The organism is Weissella kandleri, from assembly GCF_001438705.1.
Taxonomy (GTDB): Bacteria; Bacillota; Bacilli; order Lactobacillales; family Lactobacillaceae; genus Weissella; species Weissella kandleri.
Window position 1 is genome coordinate 272024 of sequence record NZ_JQBP01000001.1, and the last position, 12436, is coordinate 284459.

Consider the following 12436-nt stretch of genomic DNA (forward strand, 5'->3'; position numbering starts at 1 on the left):
GGGTGTGGACGCACAATGGCTTTTGACGTTATATGATGTAAATCAGATTCGACGACAACGGGTTATATATGGCCTTTTAAAAAATCAGTTGACGGTCTCGACAGCCTACAATGGGATGCTATATCATCAGTTTATTTTGATTGGACAAAGGCCGTGGCTTACCAAGCAAGAATATGATCAAACACTACAACAACTCATCCAAGCGCAATGGCTGACCGAGGTAGCCAAGGGGCAAATGCAAGTTACTGCATTAGGCTTAGAACAACAAACGCTATATTGGCAAAATCATTATCGGGTGCAACATGTGTTGATGTTTGAACGGTATGACGTTAGTGGCTTTCGGGACGCTTTTTTATTAGCGAATCAGGTGGTCTCAGAGGCTTCGTTTGAAAGTAAAAGTTATTATCCTTTGCCAGCGGATAATATGACTAAAAATTGGGTTAAAAAATGGTATCATGCAAACAAACATGTTGATATCGTTTTTCAGTGGGCCCAGCAATTGAAGACCTATTTGGAAACCTTACCCCGACAAGATGCTGATTGGTTAACGAGTACTTGGGTTGGCCATGAAGTACCGGGGATGACTCATCAACAAATATCTGGTCCCACTAGTTGGGATGAGGAAGATTATTACTGGTGGGAATTAGACCAGTACGCCCAGTTGATTGAATTTGCATTAGCTAATCCAAAGTCCTTAATTGGTAAGTTGTTTGTACCTTATCGACGTCTTACGATTAGTGCTTCTAATTTATTAACCTACCAAGCTTTTGAGCAGGGAATGTCAGTCAATGAGATCCAAAAGCAACGGCGTTTAAAGATTAGTACCATTCGCGAACATTTAATGTTAAGCGCAATGTTAGTGCCCCTAGATCAGTTTTCATATGAACGTATTTTAAATGTCGATGTAGTCGCCTATTTCCAAACACGATTAACCCAACCCTTGACACAATGGTCTTTTGATCAAGTTAAAAATCAAGGGACGGCGGAAGAATTTTTTTATTTCCGTTTGTATGCGATTCAGCAATTTAAAAAAGCGGAACAAAGTGAGGACCAAGTTAATGAATGAGGATGAGTTATTAACGGTGCTGCAACAGCATTTCGGCTTTAACCAATTTCGAGTAGGCCAGGCAGAAATTTTACAAGCACTGATGCAAGGTCAATCGACCGTCGCGCTACTGCCAACAGGGGGCGGTAAAAGTTTAATTTACCAAATGATGGGGGTTTTGCGTCCGGGTTTAATCGTTATTGTGACACCTTTATTATCTTTGATGCAAGATCAAGTTGCGCGCTTGAATTATCTAGGTGAAAAACGTGTGGTGGCTTTGAATTCAATGTTGAGTTCAACGGAGCGAGCGCAGGTTTTACAAGCTTTACCGCAGTACCATTTTTTATTCATTTCTCCTGAAATGTTGGGTAATCAGGACGTTTTGCAACGTCTAAGACAATGTCAGTTAAATTTGTTGGTCGTCGATGAGGCGCATACAGTTTTGAGTTGGGGGTTGGACTTTCGCCCTGATTATTTAAAACTGCCAGGAATTGTGGCGCAGTTAGGACAACCACAATTGTTATTGTTAACAGCGACAGCGACTGCGCAAATGTTGACAGCGATGATGCAAATCTTTAAGCTTCCCATCGATCAAACTTATCTTTATCGGAGTTCCGTGGATCGACCTAATATTTATTTACACACGGAAAATTTATCCGATGAAGATGCCAAGCGCGACCGCTTAAAGGCTTTGGTGCAAACCATGGTCGGACCAGGGATTGTTTATTTTTCATCGCGGCGTTTGGCTTCCCAAATGGCTTTGTGGTTACAGCAAGTCACTGGGTTACGAGTAGTTGCGTACCATGCAGGTTTAGACGCTCAGGATCGGTATCGTATTCAGCGACAATTTATGCTTGATCAAATTGATGTTATCACGGCTACTTCGGCCTTTGGGATGGGCCTTGATAAAGCGGATATCCGTTATGTCATTCATTATCAAATGTCTGCCGATATTGAGAATTATTTACAAGAGTTTGGTCGTGCGGGACGAGATGGTAAAACGGCGATAGCGGTTTTGCTATATAGTCCAGGGGATGAACAGCTACAACGGAGTATGATTGATTTAGACTTGCCAGATGCCAACGAGGTGCGTAATTTAAGCCAAACTTCTGAGCAATTACCAGGGATATCGGAATCAGCTTACCGGTTAGTACAGTATTATGCACAAAAAAGTTTGTCAATTGACGATATTAATCAAAAGTTTGAATTACGGCGTAAGCAAAGAAATCAGGCGTTAAATGCTCTGTTGGAATACACTCAATTAACTTCTGGATTGCGTGCTTATTTATTACGTTATTTTGCAGATGATAGTAAAATTGACGCGACTTTTGAAAATGCGCAGGGCGATGTAGATTTTAAACGATTAAACTTAAAACGGGAACAAGCGATGACTACAAAAGACACGAATTCAATGGATTGGCAGCAAAAAATAGAGCAACTGTTTAATATAAGGTAAAGACCGCGTTAAAATGCTTTATTTTTATAGGTAAAATATGGTAACGTAAGAGCATTAAAACTGGTATGGAGGGTTCCCCTTATGGACAAGCAAAAGCAAGTGAAACCATGGGAAGCATCCTTTGAAGAAACGGATGCAGTAAAAAAATATTCACGAACCGCAAATCGACGCAAGTCACAACGGGTCAGTTTGGTAGTGGGATTATTAGTGACATGTGTTTTGGTGTTGTCCTTTGTTCCGGTGTACAACTATCTTAAAGAATTAAATCAGCCTAATCAAAACGCACAAACGGCTGTCTCATCATTAACCAATAATCAAACGAAAACGTCAACTTCTAAGGTTGATGGCAAGAGCAAGTCAGAAAAGCAAGCGGAAGCCAAGGCGGAAAAGAAGCGCAAAGCTGCTGAAGAAAAAGCAGCCTCTGAAAAAGCGGCTTCAGAAGCGGCGGCTAAGTCTTCACAAGATGAGGCTGATAGTAAGACGGTCTTAGAGTTGCCTGCTAATCGACCAACTTTGTTTGGTTTTGCCGCAGCACATAACATTTCAGTTGAGCAATTATATAATTTGAATCCAGGCTTGACTGCAAGTAACTATACCCAGTGGGTTGGTAAAGAAGTTAAAATTAAATAATAAATTTAAGGTATGAAACAAGGATGATTTTTTGGTATTAAACATTCAGTTCATGCCTTTTATTGAAAGTAAAGGAGAACGTATGGCTAATAACGAAAATCATAATAAGATTATGATTCAGCCGATTGAATCAAATATGAAAGCGGCCGTTGGAACTTTATTGCATGCCGCTTTTAGTGGAACTAAACATGGTTATGATGGCGAAGCAGAATTAGTTGATGCATTACGAAAGAGCACGGAGCAAAAGATTGAACTGGTTGCCTTGGATGCTTATCATGCAGTGGTTGGTGAAGCCTTTTTGACTCAATCACAAGTGGCTGATAAAGTTGGTTACGTCTTAGCTCCGCTGGCGGTGATGCCAACGCTACAAAGGCAAGGAATTGGTGGCCGCCTGATTGAACAAGCTGAGGCTTGGACTGCTCAGAATGATGGGGATTATATTAGCATTTTAGGTGATCCAAATTATTATGGCCGTTTCGGTTACAAACGGGCGAGCCAGCTGGGCGTTTTGCCACCCGCTGAAATTCCTGATGAATATTTCCTAATGAAAAAAATGAACGGAGATCTTCAATTAGAAGGAACATTGAAATATGCGCCAGAATTTGGTATTAATTAAAGTAGTTTAAAAATTGATAGGTACAGGTGAAATTAAAATATGGTTGCAATGCAAATCGCAATTGATGGGCCTGCTTCAGCCGGTAAATCAACAATTGCAAAAATTTTAGCAAATCAATTAGGTTATATCTATGTTGATACAGGTGCAATGTATCGAGTAGTGACATTGGCTGCCTTGCGGGCGCAAATTGATATCAATGATGAAGACGCCGTGACACAGCTCTTGCCAACTATTCAAATCACGTTTGCACCAGGTGAGCCTGTGCAAAGGGTTTATTACAATGAACAAGATGTGACGGAAGAAATCCGGAGCGCTACGGTGACGAAAAATGTTTCTGCAGTGTCTTCTTATGCGGCAGTGCGTGAGGCTATGACGAATTTGCAGCGCTTGATTGCGCAAGATGCAGGAGTAGTTATGGATGGTCGTGACATTGGAACGACAGTCCTACCACAAGCACAGGTAAAAATTTTTCTAGTTGCTTCTGTCCACGAACGGGCTTTGCGACGCTTTAAAGAAAATCAAGCGAAAGGAAGCAATGAAACATTGGCTGAAATTGAGCAAGCGGTTCAGCATAGAGATGAATTAGATTCTAATCGAGCGATTAGTCCCTTACGTAAGGCAGATGATGCCATTAAGGTAGACACAACAGGGATGTCAATTGATGCCGTGGTGCAAAAAATTAAAGGTATTATCACAAATATCGCATAATGCAACTGATTTATGTAAAAAGGTCTAAAAAATATTAAAAAAACGCTAGCAATTATCGAGCACTTAGCTTATAATATACTGTATTATCACATTTGTGTGACCAGGAGGAATTATTGTAATGAACGAAGAAAACAACGAGCTATTGGCTGCGCTAGATGCACAACCCGATGTAAAGGTTGGGGATGTAGTAACTGGTGAAGTTTTGGCAATTGATGACGCACGTCAAGTTGTAGTTGGTATTGATGGAGCTGGGGTTGAAGGTGTAATCCCTGCCCGCGAATTGACTTCAGATCGCGATGCTGATGTAAACGACTTGGTAAAAGTTGGTGATCAAATTGAAGCAGTAGTTAAAATGCCTATTACTTCAGAAAAAGAAGGATACTCATGGATCCTTTCAAAGCGCCAATTGGAAGCTCGTCGTGCTTGGGAAGAAATTGCAAACAAGTATCATGAAGGTGATATCGTTGAAGCTCCGGTTACGCAAGTCGTTAAGGGTGGATTGGTTGTCGATGTTGCCGGTGTCCGTGGATTTATCCCAGCATCAATGATCGAAAACCGTTTCGTGCAAGATTTGAACCAATACAAGGGTGAGACTGTTAAGGCGGAAATTATTGAAATTAACGCTGCAGAATCACGCTTGATCTTGTCACGTAAGGCTGTTTTGAATTCAGAACGTTCAGAAGCTTTGAAGCGTATCTTTGAAGAATTGACAGTTGGTGACGTTGTTGAAGGTAAGGTTGCTCGGATGACCAACTTTGGAGCCTTCATTGACCTTGGTGGGGTTGATGGATTGGTTCACGTTTCTGAAATTTCATACGAACGTGTTTCACAACCTTCTGATGTTTTGTCAGTTGGTGAAACCGTTAAGGTGAAGGTTTTGGGATTGGATCCTGAAAAAGAACGTATCTCATTGTCAATCAAAGCAACACAACCAGGACCTTGGGAATCTGCTGCTGAAAATGCTCCAGAAGGAACTGTACTTGAAGGAACTGTTAAGCGTGTAGTTGACTTCGGTGCCTTTGTGGAAGTATTCCCTGGTGTTGAAGGATTGGTTCACGTTTCACAAATTTCACATGAACATGTTGACAATCCTTCTGATGTTTTGAAGGCTGGAGACAAGGTTCAAGTGAAGGTTTTGGATGTTAACCCAGACCGTCAACGTTTGTCATTGTCAATTAAGGCTTTGACAGAGGCGCCTGCACGTGAGAACAATGATAACGGTGATCACGAACGTCGCAATGGTAACAATAATAACAATAACCGTCGCAACAATAACGGTGGACGTAAGAACAACCGTCGTGACTCAACACCTATGAATTATTCAACTTCTGAAGAAGAAGGAAATGCTACTTTGGGTGATTTGTTCAATTTGAAGGATTTTGACTAAAATCTAAATCAGCTTTGCTGAAAAAGGTCGGGCGTTTGCTCCGACCTTTTTCTTTTGTATTCAAGCAAGGTAACGTAGTGTATCCTGTTGATACGGTGCTAGATACCAAGCGTAAAATTGATACACTTTTAAAGACCGAGTTCATTCTAGGTTGCGTTATCGTTGTATGTTATAATAACAACAATTAATTAAGATGCTATTGCAGCAGAAAAGAGGTAAGGATGGCTTATCCAGTCGTAGCGATTGTGGGACGCCCCAATGTGGGGAAATCCACGATTTTTAACCGTATTGCCGGCGATCGAATTTCGATCGTTGAAGATACGCCAGGAGTAACACGTGATCGAATTTATACACGCGCAGAATGGCTTACACATGAATTCCGTTTGATTGATACCGGCGGCATTGAAATGAGTGATGAACCATTTATGAGCGAAATTAAGCAACAAGCTGAAATCGCGATGGATGAAGCGGACGTGATTATTTTCATGGTTTCCGGACGCGAAGGGTTGACCGACGCGGACGAACAAGTGGCTAAATTATTATACAAAACGAATAAGCCGGTCGTTTTAGCCGTGAACAAAGTTGACAATTTCGAAATGCGCAATGACATTTTCGATTTTTACGCTTTAGGATTGGGAGAACCATATCCCATTTCTGGATCACACGGAACGGGACTGGGGGATTTAATGGATGCGGTTGTCGCTAATTTTCCAGTTGATGACGGTGTTCCTGATGATGATACGATTCGTTTTTCATTTATTGGACGTCCGAATGTGGGAAAGTCATCCCTAGTTAATGCTTTGTTAGGTGAAGATCGGGTAATTGTTTCAGATATCGCTGGAACAACGCGTGATGCCGTCGACACAAAGTTCGTGACCGCTGAGGGTGATGAGTTCACGATGGTCGATACAGCTGGAATTCGAAAGCGTGGTAAAGTGTATGAGAACACTGAAAAATATTCAGTGATGCGCGCAATGCGTGCGATTGATGATTCGAATGTGGTCTTGATGGTTTTGAACGCCGAAGAGGGAATTCGTGAGCAAGATAAGCACGTCGCTGGTTACGCCCATGAAGCTGGTCGCGCAGTGATTATTGTGGTCAACAAATGGGATACTTTAGACAAAGATAACCATACCATGAAGGAATTTGAGGATTTAATCCGGACCGAATTTCAGTATTTGGCCTATGCACCAATTATCTTTGTTTCAGCTAAGACAAAGCAACGGTTAAATAATTTGCCAGCTTTAATTAAAAGAGTGAACGAAAACCATCAACGGCGTATTCAATCAGCAACATTGAACGAAGTGATTATGGATGCATTAGCTTTGAATCCCGCCCCTAATCGGAGTGGAAAACGGCTTCGAGTTTATTATGCAACGCAAGTTTCAATTCAACCACCAACTTTTGTGGTCTTTGTGAATGACCCTGAATTGATGCATTTTTCATATGAACGTTTCTTAGAGAACCAAATTCGCAAGGCGTTTGACTTTGAAGGAACGCCAGTGCACATTATTAAGCGAGCCCGGACCTAGGATAGAAAAAGTGGTCAAAAAGAAGCTTTTTGGCTAAAACTTGCTTTATTTTATTAAAAAAGTGTTATAAAAGGCGTTCTGGTGCGCTTTCTTTCGTAAAAACGCTTGTTATTGCTGTTAAATTATGATAAATTTAATAACGACATAAGGTTAATTGCTTTATGAAAAAACATTGATTTTAAAAATCAGGAGGATAGTCTCATGGCTAACAAGCAAGACTTAATCAATAAGGTAGCAGAAGCTGGTTTCTCAAAGAAAGATGCAACTACTGCTGTTGATGCTACTTTCGCTGCAATTCAAGAAGAATTGAGTGCAGGTGAGAAGGTTCAATTGATCGGATTTGGAACTTTCGAAGTACGGACACGTGCCGCTCGTAAGGGCCGCAACCCACGTACAAACGATGAAATTGATATTCCAGCATCAAAGGTACCAGCCTTCAAGCCTGGTAAGGGATTGAAAGACGCTGTTAAGTAAGCTTCTTCCTCTCAAAAAATTTAGCTCTACCTAAGTTTTAGGTAGAGCTTTTTTTCGGATAAATTTGCTTTATTTAATCAAAATGAATTATAAAATGAAAAAAACTTGAAACAATTTAGTGAATCGTTTTAAAAGGTCTAGACCATTGCGGCCGAACCGTTTCCATTGATGATGTCGTAAATATACATGTAAATTATTTACATAAATTAAAAATTTATTGTAAAAAAAGATAACGCTTACATATATAATATGATAAAATCGTATTTGTGATATTAATAAGGGGACGAAAGGAAAATTAAAAACCATGTCAATATTGATAGCGTTAATCCCAGCTTTAGCTTGGGGATCAGTCGGGATTGTTACAACCAAAATGGGAGGGTCTGCTGGACAACAGTCATTAGGAATGACCTTTGGAGCTTTGCTTTTTGGTGTGGTTACTCTGTTGTTCTATGTAGTGCCAAATGCCGGTGCTGATTTTGCTTTTAATTCGCGTATTTGGGTTGTAGGAATTGTTTCTGGACTAGTGTGGGCGATTGGAACGGCTGGACAATTTATTGGCTTTAAGAAAATGGGAGTTTCGGTAGGTAACCCAATCTCAACCGGGGGTCAAATCATTGGAAACGCTTTGATGGCTGCTGCGGTACTTGGAGAGTGGAAAACTGGTAAAATGTGGTTGTTTGGATCAATTGCTATTTTAGGGGTAGTACTTGGTGCGATTTTAACTTCCTTGCCTGATCCTAATGCGCCAAAAGAAAGCAATGCTAATCGCGATTTTAAGGGTGGCTTGTTGGCCATGTTGATTTCAACATTAGGATTCATGATGTACTTCGTTTTGCCAAATCTTTTGTACAAGACCGGTTATATTTCATCCGTTTTGCATGGAGCACCTGATGGATCAGGATTGTATTACATGACGGCAGTGGTTGGACCACAATCAATTGGACAAGTCATTGGAACGTTTTTGATTGTCATCTTCTTTATGAAAGAACAAGCTACAATGTTTGAGAAAGCAACTTGGCGGAATATTATTACTGGATTAGTTTGGGCCTTAGGAAATGTCTTCATGTTTATTTCAGCTGCTAATCCAGCCGTTGGTCAAGCGACAGCCACGACTTTATCACAAATGGGAGTTGTCGTTGGAGTCTTTGGTGGAATCTTTATCTTAGGTGAGAAAAAGACAAAGCGTCAAATGTTATATTCAATTATTGGATCAATCTTAGTGGTCTTAGGTGGCGTCATGATGGCGAACCTAGGAGCTTTATAATCTGTTATAATTAAGTTTGTAAATTTAGCAGGATAGACGGGGGATAAAAAATGGCTATTAAGATTATTTCAATTGATATTGACGGAACTTTACTGGATGATCAACATAAAATTATGCCAGCTGTGGCTGAAGCCATTAACCAGGCACGGCAACAAGGGGTTAAAATTGTAATTACCACTGGTCGGCCTTTGACAGGTGTAATGCCGATTTTAAAAGAACTGGATTTGGTTGGCGCAGATCAATATGTTATCACCCATAATGGGGGCTTAATGCAGACCACGGATGGTTCTGAAATTTTATTTTCCGAAGCGCTGACCTTAGATCAATGGTCAGAAATTAATGATTTTATGCATCAAGAAGGAATTTATTTGCAGGCTGAAAGTCAAGATCAGGCATATACCACAACCCATTTAGTTGACCCGTGGGCTAGTTTTGAAAATTCGTTAGTTAATTTGCCTTTACATGTCGCAGAAAATGATGCCGCATTTGAAAAAGTGGAACTTATCAAGGGAATTGCGAATGCGAATGCAGATGAATTAGATCGGGTTGAAAAAATAATTCCAGAATCAATTCATCAGTCGGTCTCAGTCATACGCTCGACTGCTAATAATTTGGAGTTTGTTAATCCAATTGCTTCAAAAGGAAATGCTTTATTAGCATTAGCTAAGCAGTTGGATGTAGCCCAAACCGAAACGATGGCAATTGGTGATCAAGAAAATGATCGCACGATGATTAAAGCGGCTGGTTTGGGAGTGGCAATGGGCAATGCCGTTCCAGCTATTAAGCAATTAGCGGATGTAATTACTGCTGATAATAATCATGCCGGTGTAGCACAAGCTATTCATGAGTATGTGTTAGATTAAAAATCAATATTGAAGAAGCAGAACTGCGGTTCTGCTTTTTTTGATGGGTTCGAGATGAAATTTATAAAAACAATATTTCACAATAAATAACGGTTTACTAATTTAAAACAAGTAGATGCACAAGCAAATATTCCAGACTTAAGACTAGTTCAGGTTGATCATTGATAAATGTCACAAGCAAATTGTGAATAAAATTATTAGTAAGTGAAACCTTTAAGGAGGCTAGTATCTTCCTATTATAAATATGATATACTTAAGCCGTAAGAGTAAGTAAGCGCTTACATAGATGACTGATAAGGAGTTGTTCTAGATGCAGTTTATTAAATATTTTGGAAATGATGCATATGAAAATATCGCAATGGATAGTTGGCTACTTTACAATTTGAAGCCGACGGAGCCCGTGTTTGCTTTATGGCAAAATAAACGGGCGATTATTGTCGGACAAAATCAAAATACGTTTGGTGAAATTAATCAAGAATACGTGGATACGCATGATGTGCAAGTTGTGCGACGAGTCTCTGGAGGTGGGGCGGTCTATCATGATTTAGGCAATATCTGCTTTACCTTCTTTGTGCCAGTTGAGCATAGTAGTTCTGTTAATTTTAAACGCTTTGTTCAACCAATGCAGGATGCGTTGCAATCGATCGGGATTGAAGCGCAAATTACTGGGCGTAATGACCTAGAAGTCGATGGGAAAAAGGTTTCTGGAAATGCGCAGCGCTATGCCGGTGGATACTTGATGCATCATGGGACATTGCTTTGGGATACGGACGTTGATGCGATGGTGCACGCCTTAAACGTGGCTGATGAAAAATTTATGACGAAAGCGGCTAAATCAGTTCGTGCACGGGTGGGAAATATTAAAGATTATGCTCCGCAGACGAAAACTTTAGATAAATTTATCGAGGCCCTAACATACTACCTTAGTGATAAAGGTCGCGATGGAGAATTAATCTTAACTGATGTGCAAAAAGCTGGGATTGAATCATGGCGAAAAGACAAGTTTGCGACTTGGGAGTGGAATTATGGGCAAAGTCCGAAATTTGATTTTCAAAATCATGCTAAATATCAAGGCGGAAGCATTGATGTGTTAGCGAATGTGGAACATGGTTTGATTCAAAAATTGAATTTTACGGGTGATTTCTTGGGGGTTCGCGATTGGCGGGAGATTGAAAATCGTTTAATCGGGCAGCCGTTTAGTCCACAAACGATTGAAAAGCAGCTAACACCTGAAGATGTTCAACAATATTTCGGTGACATTACGCAAGCTGAATTAGCGGCACTCTTTACTGGTGACATTGCAGAATAGAAAGGAGCCTGGGATGGCAAATATTACAGAAAAGAATCGACAAATTTTAGATTTTGATTATCAAATTCAAATGCAAGATGAAGCTTTTCCAACTTTGCAGATTTTAAATAATGCTGGTGAAGTGGTGGATGCCGAAGCTTTGAAGCGCGCTGAATTGACCGATGAAGATTTAATAGCGATTATGCAACGCATGTTATTGAGTCGGCAATTGGACATTCGTTCGACAAAATTGGCCAAACAAGGTCGCTTTGGATTCTTTGCACCAACTGCTGGTCAAGAAGCTTCACAGATGGCATCATCGTATGCGTTTAATGATGAAGATTGGTTATTCCCTGGCTACCGTGATATTCCTGAAATTGTGGTTAAAGGTTGGCCCATTTGGAAGGCGATTTTGTGGTCACGTGGACATGCTAAAGGAAATGAGATGACAACCGAAGATGGACGCCCAGTTAATGCTTGGATGCCCCAAATTATCATCGGTGCTCAATATGTTGAGGCAGCTGGAACAGCTTTAGGTTTGAAGAAGCGTAAGCAGAATGCAGTGGCATATGCTTATACTGGTGACGGTGGTTCATCGCAAGGTGATTTCTACGAGGGAATTAATTTTGCCTCAGCATACCATGCCAATGCAGTTTTCTTTGTTCAAAACAATGGTTATGCGATTTCGACACCACGAAAATTACAAACTGCCGCGCAACACTTAGCATCTAAGGGTTGGGCAGCTGGTTTGCCAAGTTTGGTCGTGGATGGAAACGATCCACTTGCGATGTATCTAGCAAGTAAGGAGGCGCGCGCCTGGGCTGTCGCTGGGAATGGTCCAGTGTTAATTGAGACTATGACAAATCGTTTGGAGCCACATTCAACCGCGGGTGATGATCCATTGCGATACCGGAAGCAAGAAGATATTGATGCTTGGTGGCAAAAAGAGCCATTAATCCGGATGCGTAATTTCATGACAGAAAAAGGCATTTGGGACGAAAATAAGGAACAAGCGTATGTAGACGAAGTTAATACTTTAATTGATGAACAAATTAAGATTGCGGATGCGGTTGAAAAACAAAAAATATCTGATTTCTTAAAGTATACGTTGGAAGTACCTGGTCAAGCAATGCAAGAGCAAATTGCGCATTTTGAAAGTGAGGGCAAGTAATT

Annotated in this window: 12 protein-coding genes; all 12 read left to right on the plus strand. The window is 40.6% G+C overall.

Features of this window, described 5'->3' with window-relative positions; genetic code table 11:
- Window positions 1-4 precede the first annotated feature (4 nt).
- The 12 genes from IV73_RS01380 to IV73_RS01435 all read left to right on the plus strand — a co-directional run bounded on the left by IV73_RS01380 (window position 5) and on the right by IV73_RS01435 (window position 12434).
- Complete coding sequence (locus tag IV73_RS01380) at window positions 5-1066, plus strand: helix-turn-helix domain-containing protein (protein WP_057753742.1); 1062 nt, start codon at window positions 5-7, stop codon at window positions 1064-1066.
- Window positions 1059-2501, plus strand: coding sequence for a RecQ family ATP-dependent DNA helicase (locus tag IV73_RS01385; RefSeq protein WP_057753744.1), 1443 nt, complete (start codon window positions 1059-1061; stop codon window positions 2499-2501). Before IV73_RS01380 ends, IV73_RS01385 begins: the two co-directional genes overlap by 8 nt.
- 81 nt (window positions 2502-2582) lie before the next feature.
- On the plus strand, window positions 2583-3131 hold the full coding sequence (locus IV73_RS01390) for a LysM peptidoglycan-binding domain-containing protein (protein ID WP_057753747.1): 549 nt from the start codon (window positions 2583-2585) through the stop codon (window positions 3129-3131).
- 82 nt (window positions 3132-3213) lie between these two features.
- Window positions 3214-3747 (plus strand): GNAT family N-acetyltransferase, encoded by a 534-nt coding sequence (locus IV73_RS01395; protein WP_057753750.1) that lies wholly within the window; start codon window positions 3214-3216, stop codon window positions 3745-3747.
- Between the two features lie 39 nt (window positions 3748-3786).
- Window positions 3787-4455 carry a (d)CMP kinase gene (gene cmk, locus IV73_RS01400; RefSeq protein ID WP_057753753.1) on the plus strand — a complete coding sequence of 223 codons (669 nt, stop codon included), beginning with the start codon at window positions 3787-3789 and terminating at the stop codon, window positions 4453-4455.
- A gap of 118 nt (window positions 4456-4573) precedes the next feature.
- A complete protein-coding gene (rpsA, locus tag IV73_RS01405) occupies window positions 4574-5842 on the plus strand; it encodes a 30S ribosomal protein S1 (RefSeq protein ID WP_057753756.1) in 1269 nt (422 codons plus the stop codon).
- 221 nt (window positions 5843-6063) lie between these two features.
- Window positions 6064-7374, plus strand: a complete 1311-nt coding sequence (gene der, locus IV73_RS01410) for a ribosome biogenesis GTPase Der (protein WP_057753759.1) — start codon at window positions 6064-6066, stop codon at window positions 7372-7374.
- A gap of 201 nt (window positions 7375-7575) precedes the next feature.
- Window positions 7576-7848, plus strand: coding sequence for an HU family DNA-binding protein (locus tag IV73_RS01415; RefSeq protein ID WP_057753762.1), 273 nt, complete (start codon window positions 7576-7578; stop codon window positions 7846-7848).
- 304 nt (window positions 7849-8152) lie between these two features.
- Entirely contained in the window at window positions 8153-9112 is a 960-nt protein-coding gene (locus IV73_RS01420) for a GRP family sugar transporter (protein WP_057753765.1), read from the plus strand.
- Between the two features lie 50 nt (window positions 9113-9162).
- Window positions 9163-9975 carry a Cof-type HAD-IIB family hydrolase gene (locus IV73_RS01425; protein WP_057753768.1) on the plus strand — a complete coding sequence of 271 codons (813 nt, stop codon included), beginning with the start codon at window positions 9163-9165 and terminating at the stop codon, window positions 9973-9975.
- A 310-nt stretch (window positions 9976-10285) separates the two neighbouring features.
- Window positions 10286-11284 carry a lipoate--protein ligase gene (locus IV73_RS01430; protein WP_057753770.1) on the plus strand — a complete coding sequence of 333 codons (999 nt, stop codon included), beginning with the start codon at window positions 10286-10288 and terminating at the stop codon, window positions 11282-11284.
- Window positions 11285-11297: 13 nt separating this feature from the next.
- The gene (locus IV73_RS01435; RefSeq protein ID WP_057753773.1) at window positions 11298-12434 is read left to right on the plus strand and encodes a thiamine pyrophosphate-dependent dehydrogenase E1 component subunit alpha; all 1137 of its coding nucleotides are present in this window, start codon (window positions 11298-11300) and stop codon (window positions 12432-12434) included.
- The last annotated feature ends 2 nt before the right edge of the window (window positions 12435-12436 follow it).

Bases quoted from the DNA above. Each gene is read 5' to 3' on its own strand.
- IV73_RS01385 (WP_057753744.1), top strand. From the start codon at position 1,059: ATGAATGAGGATGAGTTATTAACGGTGCTGCAACAGCATTTCGGCTTT.
- IV73_RS01390 (WP_057753747.1), top strand. From the start codon at position 2,583: ATGGACAAGCAAAAGCAAGTGAAACCATGGGAAGCATCCTTTGAAGAA.
- IV73_RS01395 (WP_057753750.1), top strand. From the start codon at position 3,214: ATGGCTAATAACGAAAATCATAATAAGATTATGATTCAGCCGATTGAA.
- cmk (WP_057753753.1), top strand. From the start codon at position 3,787: ATGGTTGCAATGCAAATCGCAATTGATGGGCCTGCTTCAGCCGGTAAA.
- rpsA (WP_057753756.1), top strand. From the start codon at position 4,574: ATGAACGAAGAAAACAACGAGCTATTGGCTGCGCTAGATGCACAACCC.
- der (WP_057753759.1), top strand. From the start codon at position 6,064: ATGGCTTATCCAGTCGTAGCGATTGTGGGACGCCCCAATGTGGGGAAA.
- IV73_RS01415 (WP_057753762.1), top strand. From the start codon at position 7,576: ATGGCTAACAAGCAAGACTTAATCAATAAGGTAGCAGAAGCTGGTTTC.
- IV73_RS01420 (WP_057753765.1), top strand. From the start codon at position 8,153: ATGTCAATATTGATAGCGTTAATCCCAGCTTTAGCTTGGGGATCAGTC.
- IV73_RS01425 (WP_057753768.1), top strand. From the start codon at position 9,163: ATGGCTATTAAGATTATTTCAATTGATATTGACGGAACTTTACTGGAT.
- IV73_RS01430 (WP_057753770.1), top strand. From the start codon at position 10,286: ATGCAGTTTATTAAATATTTTGGAAATGATGCATATGAAAATATCGCA.
- IV73_RS01435 (WP_057753773.1), top strand. From the start codon at position 11,298: ATGGCAAATATTACAGAAAAGAATCGACAAATTTTAGATTTTGATTAT.